This window comes from Pseudomonas sp. GW456-E7, from assembly GCF_059424105.1.
Map to the genome: position 1 here is coordinate 17,352 of NZ_JBWKZB010000027.1, position 16,942 is coordinate 34,293.

8 protein-coding genes are annotated in these 16,942 nt (G+C 63.9%); 4 read left to right on the plus strand and 4 right to left on the minus strand.

Annotation, left to right across the window (positions count from 1 at the left end):
• Window position 1: 1 nt before the first annotated feature.
• From AC07YV_RS17780 to AC07YV_RS17790, 3 genes are all read right to left on the minus strand, one after another.
• Window positions 2-9,235: a non-ribosomal peptide synthetase gene (locus tag AC07YV_RS17780; protein ID WP_102701338.1), complete on the minus strand. Its 9,234-nt coding sequence runs from the start codon at window positions 9,233-9,235 to the stop codon at window positions 2-4.
• A 243-nt stretch (window positions 9,236-9,478) separates the two neighbouring features.
• On the minus strand, window positions 9,479-10,213 hold the full coding sequence (locus AC07YV_RS17785; protein WP_102701339.1) for a thioesterase II family protein: 735 nt from the start codon (window positions 10,211-10,213) through the stop codon (window positions 9,479-9,481).
• A 186-nt stretch (window positions 10,214-10,399) separates the two neighbouring features.
• On the minus strand, window positions 10,400-11,572 hold the full coding sequence (locus tag AC07YV_RS17790) for an MFS transporter (RefSeq protein ID WP_102701340.1): 1,173 nt from the start codon (window positions 11,570-11,572) through the stop codon (window positions 10,400-10,402).
• A 255-nt stretch (window positions 11,573-11,827) separates the two neighbouring features.
• Between AC07YV_RS17790 and AC07YV_RS17795 the strand changes: the two genes are divergently transcribed.
• From AC07YV_RS17795 to AC07YV_RS17810, 4 genes are all read left to right on the plus strand, one after another.
• On the plus strand, window positions 11,828-13,651 hold the full coding sequence (locus AC07YV_RS17795) for a glycoside hydrolase family 15 protein (RefSeq protein WP_102701341.1): 1,824 nt from the start codon (window positions 11,828-11,830) through the stop codon (window positions 13,649-13,651).
• 323 nt (window positions 13,652-13,974) lie between these two features.
• Window positions 13,975-14,364, plus strand: a complete 390-nt coding sequence (locus AC07YV_RS17800; protein ID WP_102701342.1) for a hypothetical protein — start codon at window positions 13,975-13,977, stop codon at window positions 14,362-14,364.
• A gap of 11 nt (window positions 14,365-14,375) precedes the next feature.
• Entirely contained in the window at window positions 14,376-15,008 is a 633-nt protein-coding gene (locus AC07YV_RS17805) for a BRCT domain-containing protein (protein ID WP_102701343.1), read from the plus strand.
• Window positions 15,009-15,032: 24 nt separating this feature from the next.
• Window positions 15,033-15,935, plus strand: a complete 903-nt coding sequence (locus AC07YV_RS17810) for an alpha/beta fold hydrolase (RefSeq protein ID WP_102701344.1) — start codon at window positions 15,033-15,035, stop codon at window positions 15,933-15,935.
• On the opposite strand, the gene AC07YV_RS17815 is transcribed toward AC07YV_RS17810, so the two are convergent.
• Complete coding sequence (locus AC07YV_RS17815) at window positions 15,904-16,887, minus strand: GlxA family transcriptional regulator (RefSeq protein WP_102701345.1); 984 nt, start codon at window positions 16,885-16,887, stop codon at window positions 15,904-15,906. The two genes, AC07YV_RS17810 and AC07YV_RS17815, sit on opposite strands and share 32 nt — an antisense overlap.
• Between the last annotated feature and the right edge of the window lie 55 nt (window positions 16,888-16,942).

A 16,942-nucleotide genomic window follows, 5' to 3' on the forward strand; every position in this document is an offset into this window, starting at 1 on the left:
ATCAGTCCGCTGCGGTTGGCACGGTCGACGCGCCCCGGTTCGCCGAGCGGCGCTTGATCGCCATGGCACCGCCGAGCAGGGCCTTGCGTTGCTCGTTCAAGCGCGCATCGGCACGGCGCTGGACATCGCTGGCCAGGTTCAGCAACTCACCGACCTGCAACGGCTCAGCGCCTACCAACGCCTCGAGCACCGCCCGGATCTGTTCGAACAGACATTCCAGCGTGCTCGGCAGGTACTGGCCGGCCGGTGTCTCGAAGCTCAGGTGGATGTGCTGCGCGTCGTTGTAGAACGCAGCGACCATGCCGATCTCGGCGGCCTGACGCCCGGAGGGGAAATCCTCCACGTGCAACCCATCCATCGAGGGCAAGCGACCGACGCCTTCCTGGTAAATCAGCTTGATGTCGAACAGCGGCGAACGGCCGGCCCGGCGCGGCAAGCGCAAGGCCTCCACCAGGCGCTCGAACGGCAGGTCCTGGTGGTCCGAAGCCTCCAGCACCGCCCGGCGACAGGCCTCCAGCAATTGCGCTGCCGGCTGCCCGGCATCGACTTCCACTTGCAGTACTAGTTGGTTAACGAAGAAGCCGACCATTTCTTCAAGCTCGGCTTGATTTCGGTTGGCGATATCGGTGCCGATGCGCACCCGAGCGACCTCGGTACGCTGGTGCAACACCAGGGTGAAACCGGCCAGCAGCAGCATGAACAGCGACAGATCGCGCTGTTGGGCAAAGTCGCGCAACTGCTGGCTGAGTTCGGCACTGAAGGTGAAATGCGCGCTGGCTCCTTCTTGCGCCGTGCGTCGGTCGCCATCGGCGGGCAGCTCCAGCACGGCTTGCGGCTCGGCAAGGCGCTGCTGCCAGTAGTCGAGCTGGCGTTGCAACTCGCCGCCCTGCTCCAGCCACTGGCGCTGCCATTTGGCGAAGTCGGCGTACTGCACGCTATGCGCCGGCAGTTGCGGGGTCTGGCCACGGTTGAAGGTTGGATAGAGCGTGACGAATTCATTGATCAGCACGCGGAACGACCAGTCATCGGCGACGATGTGATGCACCGTCAGCAACAGCACATGTTGGTCATCCGCGACCCGCAGCACCCGCACCCGCAGCAACGGGCCGTGGCGCAGGTCGAATGGCCGCGCGACCTCCTCGCGGGCCAGGTGCTGCGCCTCGACGTCCGGCGCCGGCAGATGCCGCAGGTCGCCGGCCTCGAAGCTCAACGGCAATTGCCGGTGTACCCGCTGCCAGGTCTGGCCGTCTTCTTCGTAGAAGGTGGTGCGCAACACCGCGTGGCGTTGCACCAGGGTTTCGAAAGTCTGGCGCAGGGCGTCGAGATTCAGCTCGCCGCGCAGGCGCAAGGCGCCCGGCATGTTGTACATCGAACTGTCCGGCTCCAGGTTCCACAGGAACCACAGGCGCTGCTGGGCAAAGGACAGCGGCTGGCGTTCGCCGGAGGTGTCCGCCACCAGCGCCGGGCGTTCACAGCGGTGTTGCAGTGTCTGTACCTGTGCGGCGAAATCCTCTAGGCGCGGCTGTTCGAACAGGCTGCGCAGGCTTACCGACAGGCCCATGCGCTGGCGGATCTGCGAGACGATTTGCGTCGCCAGCAAGGAGTGCCCGCCCAATTCGAAGAAGCTGTTTTCGCGGTCGACGCGATTGACCTGCAGCACCTGCTGCCAGATCTGCGCCAACTGGATTTCCACTGCCCCCTGCGGTGCGCTACCGGTTGCGGCCTCCCAGACTGGCGGGGCCGGCAATGCGGCGCGGTCGAGTTTGCCGTTGCGGTTGAGGGGCAACGCGGCCAGCACCACCAGTTGCGTCGGCAGCATGTAGTCCGGCAGGCGCTCGCCCAAGGCGCGGCGCACGGTGTCGGTGAGTTGCCGCGCATCGGCGTCCAGCTGTTCATCCGAGGCCGGCACCACGTAGCCGATCAACTGCTTGCCGCCGACGCCGTCGTGCACCAGCACTGCGGCTTCGCTGATCATCGGCAGGCCTTGCAGGTGCGCCTCCAGCTCACCCAGTTCGACGCGGAATCCGCGAATTTTCACCTGGTGATCGATACGCCCCAGGTATTCCAGTGCACCGTCCTCGCGATAGCGCGCCAGGTCGCCGCTGCGGTACAGCCGCGCCCCCGGTGTGGCGGAGAACGGATCGGCAATGAAACGCTCGGCGCTCAAACCCGGACGCTGGTGATAGCGCTGGGCAAGGCCCGCGTCACCGCCGATGCACAACTCGCCGACGCAACCGGTCGGCAGCAGGTGGCCTTCGCTGTCCAGCACATACAACGCACGCCCCGGCAGCGCGCGGCCAATCGGCACGCCAATGGGGTTGCGGGTATCGGCCAGGGTGCATTCGTGGGTACTGGAAACGACCGTGGCTTCGGTCGGCCCATAGGTATTGAGCAGGCGCACATCGCCCAGACCGGCGGCATGCCACAACTTCAGGCCCTCCAGCGACATGGCCTCGCCACCGACGTGGACCTGACGCAAGCGCCCTTTCTCACGCTGCGGTTGCGCAGCCCACTCTTGGGCCAGCAAGAACCAGTAGGCGGCCGGCAGGTCGGCCAGGGTCACGCCGTGCGCGATGATCTGCCGATAAAGGGTGTCGGTGTCCCACAACTCATCACCGCGCATCACCAGCGCCGCGCCCACGCACAGCGGCGGGTAGCACTGCTCGACAAAGCCGTCGAAGCTGAAAGTGGCGAATTGCAGCACACGGTCTTGCGCTGTGAGTTGTGAATAGTCCGCCGCGATCACGCAAAACTCGCGCAGCGCGGCGTGGGCCAGGCACACGCCTTTCGGGCGTCCGGTGGAGCCGGAGGTGTAGATCAGGTAGGCGAGGTCTTCGGCGCTGGCGAGGTTTTCCGGGTTTTCGGTGGAGTAACCGTCAACGCTCGCCTCCAGCGCCAGGCGCGGCAAACCTTGCGGCAGCGCTACATCGGTGAGCAAGCCCGCTTGCGCCAGCAGCAGATCCATACCGCTGTCTTCGATCATGTAGGCCAGTCGCTCGGCCGGGTAATCCGGATCGAGCGGCACATAACCGGCACCGGACTTGAGGATGGCCATCAGGCTGACGATCATCTGCGCATTGCGCCGCACCGACAGGCCGACCCGCTGCCCCGGTGCCACACCCAGGGCGCGCAGGCGATGGGCGAGCTGGTTGGCTTGTGCATTGAGCTGGGCGTAGGTCAGGCACTCGTCGCCGACCATCACCGCCAGTGCATCGGGCGTGCGTGCCGCCTGTTGCTCGAAACGCTGATGGGCCAGCAACGGGCTGTCGAGTGGCGGCGCGGGCGGACGCGAACCGGCCAACACCTTGGCTTGAGCCTGTGCATCGAGCAAGCTGACTGCGCCCAATGCCTGTTGTGGCTGCGCGACGAATTGCTCCAGCACCTGCAACAGGCTGGCGCCCAACTGGCTGATCTGCGCCGCGCTGAACCGGCTGCGGTCGAAGCTGAAATCCACACGCAGGGTGGCGCCGACTTCGATACCGAGGGTCAGCGGGTAGCTGGTGATTTCGTGATTGCGCAGCGCGCCGAAGGTCAGGCCCGCCGGCGCACCTTGCTTGAGGGCTTCGGCCACCGGGAAGTTCTCGAACACCAGCAGGCTGTCGAACAACGCCCCCTGTTGCCCGGCCCAGCCCTGGATGTCGTACAGCGGCACGTGTTCGAACTCGCGCAGGCTCAGGTTCAGTGCTTGCAGGTGGTTGAGCCACTGGGCCACCGACTGCCCTGCCGGCGGCGCGGCAATGATCGGCAAGGTGTTGATGAACAGCCCCAACTGCTGCTCGATGCCCGGCAGCGGCGCGGAGCGTCCGGCCATGGTGGCGCCGAACGCCACGCAGGATTGGCCGGTGTAGCGCTGCAACAGCAGGCCCCAGGCGCCTTGCAGCAAGGTGTTGAGGGTGATTTTCTGCTGGCGGGCGAAATCGCCCAGGCGCTGTAGCGCGGCGCCCTCAAGGGTCAATTGATGCTCGCCCATGCCGCGCCCTTCGACCGGTGCCGGCAAGGCTTGCGCCAGCAGCGTCGGCGTTTCCAGTGGCGCCAGCGCTTGCTTCCAGAACTGTTCGGCGGCCAGCAGCGGCTGCTGTTGAATCCAGCCCAGATAATCGCGGTATTGCCCCAACGGCCTGGCCAGCGTCTGGCCGGCGTAATGCTGAATCACTTCGCCGAGCAATTGCGCGTTGCTCCAGCCATCCATGAGGATGTGATGGCTGGTGTAGATCAGGTGCCAGTCTTCAGTGCCTCGGCGCACCAGCACCAGGCAGAACAACGGCGCGGCGCTGAGTTCGAAGCCGCGACTGCGCTCTTCGGCAGCCAGTGCATCGAGGTCGACATCGGCCGCTTCGATCACTTGCAGTTGCAGGTCGATCTGGCGATGAATCACCTGATGCGCGCATTCAAGTCCCAACCAGTGGAAGCTGCTGCGCAGGATGTCGTGTCGGTTGATCGCCGCCTGCCAGGCCCGGCCGAATGCCGCCAGTTCCAGCCCCTGGATGTCCAGGCGCAACTGATTGATGTAGGCCTCGGCCTGGGGCTCGTACAGGGTGTGGAACAGCATGCCCTGCTGCATCGGCGTCAGCGGGTAAACGTCCTCGATGGCCGGTGCCGGGACAGGCAAGGCATCGAGTTGCGCCCAGGTGATGCGCGCCAGCGGGAAGTCCGACGGCGTGACCTGGCCTGGCGTTGTCGCGCAGCAATGTTCGATCAGTGCCTTGAGCTCTTCGGTGTAGGCATCGGCCAGTCGCTGCACCGTGGACTCGGCGAACATGTCGCGACTGAAACCCCATTGCAGCGAGAGCTGCCCGCCATACACCTGACCTTCCACGGTCAGCCAGTTGGCCAGCGGCGCATCATCGCCCTGGGCCTGGCCAGCACTTTCCACGGCCGGGACGAACAGCGCAGCCTCATCGAACTGACGGTCGAACTGCCCCAGGTAATTGAAGGTGATGCGAGGCGCCGGCAGGTCTTGCAGAAACTTGCGCTGTGCCGGTTCGCCGAGATAGCGCAGCAACCCATAACCCAGGCCTTTGCCGGGAATGGCGCGCAGTTGTTCCTTGATCGACTTGATCGAATTCGCCGCCCCGGCCTCGGGTTGCAGGCGCACGGGAAACAGGCTGGTGAACCAGCCGACGGTGCGGCTCAGGTCGAGGTCGTCGGCCAGGTCTTCGCGACCGTGGCCTTCAAGCTGGATCAGCGTCGAGCCCTGCCCGCTCCAGCGGCAGATGACCCGCGCCAACGCCGTGAGCAACAGGTCATTGACCTGGGTGCGATAGGCCGCCGGTGCCTGTTGCAGCAACTGGCGGGTCAGTTCGGCATCCAGTGTCGATTCGATCTTGTGCCCGTGGCGCTGCTGCAAGCTGCCCTGCGGCTGCTCACACGGCAGGTCCCGGGCATCCGCCAGCTGCGCCTGCCAGTACGGCAGTTGCCCAGACAAGGTGCCGACATGCTGTTGCAGGTGCGCGGCCCAGGCTTGATAAGCGCTGGTTTTTTCGGGCAGCGCCACTTGCCGATAGGCCTGCTGCAAATCTTCGAGCAACACCCGCCACGACACGCCGTCCACCGCCAGGTGATGGACCACCAGCAACAGGCGCTGGCTGCCATCGTCGAGGCTGACCAGCAAGGCGCGCAGCAGCGGCCCGTTGGCCAGATCGAGGCTGCGTTGCGCTTCATCGCACAGCGCAGTCAGGGCTTCGGCGGAAGACGCCCGACGCAGCCACAACCCAGCGGATTCGACCTGCGGCCCATGGTGTTGCTGCCAGCCTTGGGCACCGTCGATGAAGCGCAGACGCAAGGCGTCGTGGTAGTTGATCATGGCGACCAACGCCCTTTCCAATGCTTGCGGATCCAGCGCTTCCCGGGGCGTCAGCAGCAGCGACTGGTTCCAGTGCTGACGCTGGGCAATGGCCTGTTCGAAGAAGTAATGCTGCGCCGGGGTCAGGATCACCTCGCCGCTGACCGGGCCTTGATCGATGTTGCTGCGGCTATCGAACGTCGCGACCAATGCCAGGCTGCGCACGGTCTGGTACTGGAACAGATCCCGCGGACTGAGACGAATGCCGGCCTGGCGGGCGCGGCTGACCACCTGGATGGAAATGATCGAGTCGCCGCCGAGTTCGAAGAAGTTGTCTTCAAGGCCCACCGGTTGCGTGCCCAATACGTCCTGCCAGATCTGCGCCAGCGTGGTCTGCATGGCATCCTGCGGTGCGACGAACGCCTGTTGCGGCGCGGCGTCCGGTGGCGGCAAGGCCTTGCGGTCGAGCTTGCCGTTGGCGGTCACCGGCAAGGCATCCAGCGGCATCAGGTACGTGGGCACCATGTATTCCGGCAGGCTGCCGAGCAGCCAGGCCCTGAGGGTTTGCGGCCACTGCGCATCGGCGTCGGCGTTTTCCAGCACCAGGTATGCCACCAGATGCTTGCCGCCCTGCACCAGCACCACGGCCTCGCGCACCAGCTCATGCTGCATCAGGCGGGTTTCGATCTCCCCCAGTTCGATGCGCAGGCCGCGCAATTTGACTTGATGGTCGAGACGACCGAGGTACTCAATCACGCCATCGGCGCGTTGCCGGACGCGGTCACCGGTGCGGTACAAGCGCGCGCCGTCGTGGAACGGACACGGCACGAAGCGCTCGGCGGTGAGCGCCGGACGCCGGTGATAACTGCGCGCCAGCCCGGCGCCGCCGAGGTAAAGTTCCCCCGCCACGCCGGCCGGAACCGGGAGCAATTGCGCATCCAGCACATGGGTGCGCAGGTTGGCGATGGGCCGGCCGATGGGCACGCTGTCGGCGCCTTCATCGACGCAGGTCCAATGGGTCACGTCGATGGCCGCCTCGGTCGGGCCGTACAGGTTGTACAACCCGGCGCCCGGCAGTTTTTTGAACACCTGCAATTGCGCATCCAGCGGCAAGGCTTCGCCACTGCAAGCAATGCGTTTGAGGCCGGTGCACGCCTCGACACCCGGCTCATGGATAAACGCCTGGAGCATCGACGGCACAAAGTGCAGCGTGCTGATGCCGTGGTCAGCGATCAGGCGGATCAACTGCGCCGGTTCCCGATGTGCGCCCGGTGGTGCCACCACCAGACGCGCGCCGGTCATCAGCGGCCAGAAGAACTCCCAGACCGACACGTCGAAACTGAACGGGGTTTTCTGCAATACCGAATCGCAGCCATCGAGCCCGTAGGCCTGCTGCATCCAGCACAAGCGGTTGACCAGCGCCGCGTGACTGTTGCCGGCGCCTTTGGGCTTACCGGTGGAACCGGAGGTGTAGATCACATAGGCCAGGTTCAGCGGATGCACCTCGACCTGCGGGCAGGCGTCGCTGTAGCCGTCGAGCCAGTCTTGCTGCCGGTCCAGGGCGATGACCTTGACGCCGTCGGTGGGCAGCGCGCCGAGCAGGGTACTCTGCGTGAGCAGCAGGCCAATCGCGCTGTCGTCGATCATGTAGGCCAGGCGTTCGGGCGGGTACTCCGGGTCCAGCGGTACGTAAGCGCCACCGGCCTTGTGAATAGCCAACAGGCCAATCACCATTTCCAGCGAACGTTCGACGCAGATCCCCACCAGTACATCCGGGCCAACGCCCTGCCCGCGCAGGTAATTGGCCAGTTGGTTGGTGCGGGCATCGAGTTGCGCATAGCTCAACTGGCGCTCGCCAAACACCAGCGCAGTTGCCTCGGGCGTGCGTCGGGCCTGGGCCTGGATCAGCTGATGCATGCACTGCTCGACGGGATAGACCTCGGCGGTGCGGTTCCAGTCCTGCACCAGCACCTGTTGCTCATCGGCGCTCAGCATCGGCAACTCGCCGACTTTTTGCGTCGAGTCGTCGGCTAACGCCTGCAGCAGGCGCGTCCAGTGCCGGGCCATGCGTGCGATGGTGTCGGCTTCGAACAGGTCATTGGCGTAGGTCAGCGCGGCGTGCAGCTTGCCGCCCTTCTCCCAGGTGTCGAGGGTGAGGTCGAACTGGGTGGTGCGGCTTTGCCAGTCGATGCTGCCCAGCACCAGGCCGGAGGCGGTGCTGACCGACGCCATGTCGGCCACGTGCGGCTGGTGGTTGTACATCACCTGGAACAACGGCGTGTGACTGAGGCTGCGCTCCAGTTTCAACGCTTCAACCAGGCGCTCGAACGGCAGGTCCTGATGGGCCTGGGCGCCGAGGGCGGTTTCCTTGACGGCGCGCAGCAGGTCGTCGACCCGGGTCTGGCCGTCCAGCTGGGTACGCAGTACCTGGGTGTTGACGAAGAAACCGATCAGGCCTTCGATTTCCGCACGGTTGCGGTTGGCAATGGGCACGCCGACGCGGATGTCGGTTTGCCCGGTGTAGCGATGCAGCAACGCATTGAAGGCACCGAGCAACAGCATGAACAGGGTGATGTTGTGCTTCTGCGCGGTGCTGCGCAGTTGTTCGGCAAATTGCGCTTGGACCGTGAATTCGTAGCGGGTACCGCGATAGCTCGGCATGGCCGGGCGCGAATGATCCAGGGGCAATTCCAGCACCGGATGCTCATCGCCCAGTTGCGTCTGCCAGTACGCCAGTTGCCGCGCCTGCTCGCCCGCCTCCAGCCAGCGGCGCTGCCACAGGGCGTAGTCGCTGTACTGGATCGGCAACGCTGCCAGCTGCGGTTGCATGCCCGCATCGAAAGCGTCGTAGCAGCGGATGAATTCGTCGATCAGCACGTTCATCGACCAGCCGTCGGAAACGATGTGGTGCAGGGTCAGCAACAGCACGTGCTCGTGTTCGGCGAGCTTGAGCAAGGTGACCCGCAGCAGCGGGCCGGTCGCCAGATCGAACGGCAGCATCGATTGCTGCTCAGCGGTGTGCGCCACGGCCCGTTCGCGTTCCTCGGCGGGCAGTGCGCTGAAATCCAGCTGTTCGATCAACAACGGCGCCGTGGCCGGCACTTGCTGCAAGCTGTCGTCGGCCTGACGCTGGAACACCGTACGCAGGGTTTCATGCCGCGCCACCAGGCTGGCGAACGCCTGCTCCAGCGCCGACAGGTTCAAGTGCCCGGCCAACCGCACCGCGCCCGGCAGGTTGTAGGCGCCGCTGTGCGGGTCCAGCTGCCAGAGGAACCACATGCGTTGCTGGGCGTACGACAACGCCTGGCGATCCTCGGCCTCGATGCCGGCCGGGATTGGGAAACGGGCGAAATCCACGCCCTCCTTGTGCAAGGCCGCGAGGAACATCTGGCGCTTTTCCAGGGGCAACCCGATAAACCGGCGAGCAAGTTTCAAGGAGTCTTCAGCATTCATCTATCGGCATCCGCATCAGTAGGCAGCAGGCGCAAGGGCGCGTCGTCCCTATAAAACGAATGCAGGCGGGAAAAATTAGCGGATCAGGCGAAAGGTGAAGCGCGGAAAACAGCGCAATGAAAACCACTGTGGGAGCGAGCCTGCTCGCGAAGACGGCGTGTCAGTCGACATCAATGGTGTCTGACACATCGCTTTCGCGAGCAGGCTCGCTCCCACAGGTTTTGTGGTGAATTCAGAATAGAGTTAGCTCACAGCCATCAACCCATGCCGCCGATGATGCCCCTCAAGCTGGTCCTTGATCACCCGCAGCACCTTGGCCTCCTGCTCATGGATGAAGAAGTGCCCGCCGGCCAGCATGTCCACCGAGAAACTGCCGCGGGTTTCCTGGCTCCAGCCGATCAATTGCTCGGTGGTGGCGCGGTCGGCCTTGCCGCCGAGCACGTGCACCGGGCACTTGAGCAACGGGCGCTGGATCGGTGCAAAACGCCCGCACAACAGGAAGTCCGCGCGCAGCACCGGCAGGGTCAGGCTCATCAACTCTTCATTGGCCAGGATCTCTTCACTGGTGCCGTTGAGGGTGCGCAATTGCTCGATCAGTTCGGCATCGGTTTTCGGCTGGGCAAAGCCGCGGTCGTAGTCGGCGCGCAGGGTCGGCGCGGCAGTGCCCGAGGCGAACAGCGCGACCGGTTCAGGGCAACCCAGCGAGCGGAACGCGTGAGCCATCTCGCAGGCCAGCAACGCCCCCATGCTATGGCCGAACAACGCATACGGCGCCTTGAGCGTGGCCTTCTGTTCGTGGGCCAGTTGCAGCGCCAGGCGGCGCATGTCGGTGTGCAGGGGCTCGCCATAGCGCGCGCCCCGCCCCGGCAATTCCACCGGTTGCAGTTTGAGCCATTCCGGCAGCTTGCGCCGCCAGCGGCTATAGACCATGGCACTCGCGCCCGAATAGGGCAGGCACAGCAATGTCAGCGGGGTCACCGGGCTTTCCTCGAGAGTTGTCTGCTTGGAGAACGGATGAGGTGCCCAAAGAATTAGCCATATGAATAACCCTGTGGGAGCGAGCTTGCTCGCGATGGGGGCGTGTCAGACACCAATGATGCCGACTGATACTGCGCCATCGCGAGCAAGCTCGCTCCCACAAGGAAATGCCCCGCAGTCAGATCTTCATTTCAAATGGCGATAGCTCGGGATCGCCGAGCCGAGCACCACCGCCCCCGCCGCAATCGCCAGCCAGAACCCGCTGCGCGCGCCGAAGGCGTCCACCAGCCAGCCAGATCCGGCGGCGCCGATCGCGACGCCAATGCTCAGCCCGGTGACCAGCCAGGTCAGGCCTTCGGTGAGTTTGGCCGGCGGCACGATCTGCTCCACCAGGGCCATGGCGACGATCAGCGTCGGGGCAAAAAACAGCCCCGCGACAAACACTGCCAGCGACAAGCCGAGAATGTTCGCCGCCAGCAACAACGGCAAGGTGGTCACCGCCGTTGCCACGCCGCCGTACAGGAACAGGCGCGCCAGCGGTACTTTCGAACGCAGTGCACCGAAGGCCAGCCCGGCCAGGCATGAGCCGATGGCGTACACCGACAGCACGATGCTCGCCGCCGCCGGTTGACCCTGCTGCTGGGCGAAGGCGACGCTGACCACGTCCACCACGCCGACGATGGTGCCCATGGCGACCATCAACAGCATCAGCAATTGAATGTCGCGCGAGCGAATGATCGAGCCTTGATGGTGATCTTCGTGGGGATGTACCGGCGGCTCCGTGCTGCGCTGCAACACGAACGCAGTGACGCCGACGGCCAGCGCCAGCAAGGCCGCCAATGGCCCGGCCTCGGGAAACGCCACCACACACAGGCCAACGGAAAGCGGCGGCCCGACGATGAAGCACACTTCATCCAGTACCGATTCCAGGGCGTAGGCAGTCTGCAGCTCGGGGCGACCGCGATACACCTCGGTCCAACGCGCCCGCACCATCGCCGACATGCTCGGCATGCAACCAGCCAGCGCAGCGAAGACAAACAGCGTCCAGTGCGGCGCCTGCAACCGCGTGCACAGTAACAACAGCAACAGCGCCCCACCGCCCAGCAATGCAGCCACCGGCAGAATCCGCCCCTGGCCATACCGATCCACCAGCCGCGAGACCTGCGGCGCACAAAAGGCCGTGGCCAGGGCGAACGTCGCCGCCACCGCACCGGCCAGACCGTAGCCACCCTGCAATTGCGAGAGCATGGTGATCAGGCCGATGCCGGTCATGGAAATCGGCATGCGCGCGAGCATGCCGGCCAGTACGAATGCGCCGCTGCCAGGGGCTTTGAACAACTCGCGATAGGGGTTTGCCATGGGTCAGGTCTCATCAGGGGACTGCACGTTGCCATAACGGCGAATCGGGGGGGAAGCGGCAATTTGTTGGTTGTCTGTGAAGGCCCCTTCGCGAGCAGGCTCGCTCCCACAGTTGATCGCTGTACGCCGTCCAATGTGGGAGCGGGGTTGCTCGCGAAGGGGCCAGTACAGACAACCCACACCCCCGCCAAATGAACTCTCGACCACCCAGACCAGTCAGCTAAATAGGCCCCCGACTCCCGGAGTTGCGCGACTATGGCTGATCACCCCGAACGCCAAAGCCCCATCGACGCCCACGGCATCATCGGCGACATGCGCAGTGCGGCGCTGGTCAACGACAAGGGCAGCGTAGATTTTTTCTGCTGGCCGGAGTTCGACAGTCCGTCGATCTTCTGCTCGCTGCTGGACACCGCCGAGGCGGGGATTTTTCAGTTGTCGCCGGACTTGCCCGACGCCCGCCGCGAACAGATTTACCTGCCCGACACCAACGTGCTGCAAACCCGCTGGCTCAGTGACCGGGCGGTGGTCGAGGTCACCGACCTGCTGCCCGTCGGCGACACCGAGGACGATCTGCCACTGTTGATGCGGCGGATCCGCGTGGTCAGCGGCCGCGCCACCTTCCACATGCGTTGCGCGGTGCGCCATGACTACGCCCGCGCCAACACCCGCGCGTGCATGGATAAGGATGACGTGATCTTCGAGGCTGCCGACCAGCCGTCCCTGCGACTGTGCGCCGATCAAGCCATGCACATTGATGCCAATGGGGCGGTCGCGCAGTTCACCCTTGAGCAAGACCAGACAGGCGAATTCCTGCTCGGCGCCCTCGACGATCCGCGCTTCAAGGAAGGTGCCGCCGATCTGTGCCTGACACGCACCCTGAAGTTCTGGCGCGACTGGATCGGCCAGTCCAACTACCGCGGGCGCTGGCGCGAAATGGTCAACCGCTCGGCCCTGGCCATGAAGCTGCTGACCTCGCGCAAGCACGGCGCCATTCTCGCCGCGGCTACTTTCGGCCTCCCGGAAAGCCCTGGTGGCGAGCGCAACTGGGACTATCGCTTCACCTGGATCCGCGACGCCTCGTTCACGGTCTATGCGTTCATGCGCCTGGGCTTCGTCGAAGAGGCCAACGCCTACATGCGCTGGCTGCGCGGGCGGGTCAGCGACTGCCGGGGCAAGCCGATGAAACTCAACATCCTGTATGCCATCGACGGTCGCCAGGAGTTGCCGGAGATCGAGCTGACGCACCTGTCCGGTCATGGTGGCGCACAACCGGTGCGCATCGGCAACCAGGCGTACCAACAGGTCCAGCTCGACATCTTTGGCGAGCTGATGGACGCGATTTACCTGGTCAACAAGTACGGCGAAGCCATCTCCCATGAAGGCTGGAAACACACGGTGGAAGTCATCGACCAGGTTTGCCAGACCTGGGAGCAAAAGGACGTCGGCATCTGGGAAATGCGCGGCGAGCAGTATCACTTCCTGCATTCACGGCTGATGTGCTGGGTCGCCCTGGACCGCGCCATCCGCCTCGCGTCCAAACGCTCGCTGCCCGCCCCGTTCGCCCGCTGGGACCAGACCCGCCAGGCGATCCATGCCGACATCTGGGAAAACTTCTGGAATGAGGAGCGCGGGCACTTCGTCCAGCACATCGGCGGCACCGGCCTGGACGGTTCGATGCTGCTTATGCCGCTGGTGCGCTTCGTCAGCGCCCGCGACCCGCGCTGGCTGGCAACCCTGCAAGCCATCGAAAAGAGCCTGGTGCGCGACGGCATGATCTACCGCTACCGCAACGACGACAGCCGGATCGACGGCCTGCCCGGCAGCGAAGGCGCCTTCGCCGCCTGCTCGTTCTGGTACGTCGAATGCCTGGCCCGCGCCGGCCAGCTCGACAAGGCCCACCTGGAGTTCGAACAGCTGCTCAGGTACGCCAACCCGCTGGGGTTGTATGCCGAAGAGTTCGACAGCCATGGGCGGCACATGGGCAACACGCCGCAGGCGCTGACGCATCTGGCGTTGATCAGTGCGGCGTGTTTTCTGGATAGAAGGTTGAGTGGGGAGAAAACCGTCTGGCAGCCATGATGTCGTGTTAACCACAAATTCAGAGACAACCTGATCCCTGTGGCGAGGGAGCTTGCTCCCGTTCGGTTGCACAGCAGTCGTAAACCATAAAGACGCCAGATGCCTGACAAACTGCACTGTCAGATTTTGGGTTTGCTTCGCAACCCAGCGGGAGCAAGCTCCCTCGCCACAGGTCTTGTGCAATCCAAGTCATACATTTTTTAAACAAAACAGCTTGCAACATCCCGAAAATACCCAGTTGCCGGCTGTTAAATCCCCACCTAACATCGACCATCAAGGGTACAGCGGAGCTGTCCAGAACCACCCGAATTCAAGGAACCAGAATGACCCAACGCATCCATCGCAGCATCGACACCCCGCTCCGAACCGGTTTGAACCGCGAAGAACTCTGGGAGGCCGACGACAAGGGCCTGATCAAATGCTGGGAAGTCGGCCGCCAGCGCGCCGCCCGCTTCCCCGACCTCGCCCGACAGTGCCTCTCCGGCGAGTTGCCGGTACTGGGCTGGAAAGGTGGCGTCAGCCGCAGCCTGAAGAAAACCGAAAAATACGGCTCCCTCAAATACCTCGCCCAGTGGCAAGGCTTGCGCGGGGAAGACCTGGACGTGGACCTGGCGCAAGAACGAGCGCTGACCTGTGCACGGACAGCCATGGTGGTGACATTTACACCGGATCGGGCGAAGTATTTCAATCAGGTAGCGGAAGTTGAATCCTAGGAGCAGGGACGATGGTCGATTTGCATCAGGAATTTCAAAACAGTGGATTCTTCCACGAAGCACGCATTGATAGACGTTCAGCCGACGCGTTGACAGGTATTGCGGCTGGACTCGCTGCCGATGGCAAGATCAACCAGCAGGAAGCCGAGTTTCTCAAGAGCTGGATCGAAGCTCATGTGTGTCACCTGGGTGATCCGGTCGTGAACATCCTCTATAAACGCCTCTCCGACATGTTGAGCGATGGCGTGCTGGACTCCGAAGAATCGGCTGAACTACTGGATATGCTGCACCAGTTTGCAGGTCTGCCGGTTGGCTCTGGCCAGGTCTTCACAACGCCTTGCAGTCTTCCACTCGATAACCCTGCACCCGAGCTGAACTGGGTTGATCGGGTTTTCCTGTTCACCGGAGTCATGGCTTATGGCCCGCGCAAAGCATGTGAATTGCTGATTGTCGAACGCGGTGGCCTGATTGGAGGTTCGGTCAGCAAGAAAATCAACTATCTGGTGGTCGGCAGCATCGGAAACGATCAATGGCTTCATAGCACTTATGGAACCAAGATCAAAAAAGCGGTTGAGCTGAGAGAGAGCGGTGCTCCTATCGCGATCATCAGCGAAGAACACTGGCAAAGGGTGCTGTTCGGGTGACACAACTATCGGCGTCAGGGGGGGATGATGATTGAGCAGCCAATAAAGACCGCCCGCACGACACAACTCGACATTGCCTACGAAGAACACGGGCCCGCCACCGGCGACCCGATCATCCTGCTTCATGGCTTTCCCTATTCGCCGCGCGCCTACGACGACATCGCCCCTGCTCTCGCCGCTACCGGTTACCGCGTGATCGTCCCGTATCTGCGGGGTTACGGCCCGACCCGTTTCATCAGCGCCGATACCCTGCGCTCCGGCCAGCAAGCCGCCCTTGCCCAGGATTTGCTTGACCTGATGGATGCCCTTTGCATCAAACGGGCGTCCCTGTGTGGCTACGATTGGGGTGGGCGGGCGGCGTGCATTGTGGCGGCGCTGTGGCCGGAACGGGTGCGCTGCCTGGTCACGGGCGATGGCTATAACCTTCAGGACATCCCCCATTCGACACAGCCATTGGCTCCGGACACCGAGCATCGCTATTGGTATCAGTACTATTTCCACACGCCTCGTGGCGTCGCAGGCCTGACCGAAAATCGCCGCGCCTTGTGCGAATTGCTCTGGAAGCTCTGGTCACCGACCTGGGCCGAAAACGCTGCACGCTATCCGTTGAGCGCCCCGGCCTTCGATAACCCGGATTTTGTCGACGTGGTGATTCACTCCTACCGCCACCGCTTCATGTATGCCCTTGGCGATCCGGCGCTGGAATGGATGGAGCAGGCCCTGAGCAAACAACCAACCATTAGCGTGCCGACGATTTCCCTGTGCGGTGCCGATGACGGTGTCGGCCCTGCGCAAGAAACCGACGAAGATATCCGGCATTTCACCGGCCCTTATGAGCGTCGAGTGCTGACAGGCATTGGCCACAACATTCCAGAAGAAGCGCCAGAGGCAACACTCAAGGCACTACTGGATCTCCTCCGGCACTGACCGAAAACCGCTCCCGGTAAGCCTGCGGTGTCACCCCCATGGCCCGCAGGAAGCTGCGGCGCAGGGTTTCTTCGCTGCCGAAGCCGCATTGCACCGCCACCCGTTTGATCGGCACTCCGGTATCGCTGAGCAGACGCCGTGCGGTTTCGACGCGGATCAGTTCGATGGCCCGGGCCGGGGTCTGGCCGGTGTCGGCGCGGTAGTGGCGCACGAAGCTGCGTTCGCTCATGCCGGCCTGCGAGGCCAGGGTCGGGATGCCGAGGTCCTTGGTCAGGTTTTCGCTGATCCAGGCGTGAAGTTCGTCGAATCGCTGGCCTTCCTGTTGCAGGGACAGGGTCACGCTGAATTGCGACTGGCCACCCGGACGCTTGAGAAACACCACCAGTTGCCGGGCGACGTCCAGGGCCATGTTGCGCCCCAGGTCTTGTTCGACCATGGCCAGCGCCAGATCGATGCCGGCTGTCACGCCGGCCGAGGTCCAGACCGGGCCGTCGTTGATGAAGATCGGGTTGGGTTCGACCTGCAAGCGCGGGTGCTGCTGCGCCAGTTGCTCGCAGCGGGTCCAGTGGGTGACCACGCGCCGGCCATCGAGCCAGCCGCTGGCCGCCAGCAGAAACGCACCGGTACACACCGAGGAAACCCGTCGGCAGCCACTGGCATGCTCGCGCACCCAGGCGACCAACGACGCATCTTGCGCCGCCGCGTAGACACCCCAGCCACCGGCGATGATCAGGGTGTCAGTGCCGTCATCCGGTAGGGGTTCGGCCAACAGCGCCAGGCCGGCCGACGACATCACCGCCCCGCCGCCGCTGGCAATCACCGTCGGCGCGTAGGGTGGCGGCAGGCCTTGCTGGCGGGCAATGTCGTTGGCCGAGGCGAATACCTGCAACGGCCCGGTGACGTCGAGCAATTGCACGTTGGCGAACGCGAGTACATGGATGGTTTTCGACATTTGGCGTAATTCGTGGGGATATTGGCGTATACGCCAAATCCTACGAGCCTACAGT

Excerpts from the sequence above, each read along its gene's own strand:
- AC07YV_RS17780 (WP_102701338.1), bottom strand. The coding sequence starts at position 9,235 with ATGAATGCTGAAGACTCCTTGAAACTTGCTCGCCGGTTTATCGGGTTG.
- AC07YV_RS17815 (WP_102701345.1), bottom strand. The coding sequence starts at position 16,887 with ATGTCGAAAACCATCCATGTACTCGCGTTCGCCAACGTGCAATTGCTC.
- AC07YV_RS17800 (WP_102701342.1), top strand. The coding sequence starts at position 13,975 with ATGACCCAACGCATCCATCGCAGCATCGACACCCCGCTCCGAACCGGT.
- AC07YV_RS17805 (WP_102701343.1), top strand. The coding sequence starts at position 14,376 with ATGGTCGATTTGCATCAGGAATTTCAAAACAGTGGATTCTTCCACGAA.
- AC07YV_RS17790 (WP_102701340.1), bottom strand. The coding sequence starts at position 11,572 with ATGGCAAACCCCTATCGCGAGTTGTTCAAAGCCCCTGGCAGCGGCGCA.
- AC07YV_RS17795 (WP_102701341.1), top strand. The coding sequence starts at position 11,828 with ATGGCTGATCACCCCGAACGCCAAAGCCCCATCGACGCCCACGGCATC.
- AC07YV_RS17810 (WP_102701344.1), top strand. The coding sequence starts at position 15,033 with ATGATGATTGAGCAGCCAATAAAGACCGCCCGCACGACACAACTCGAC.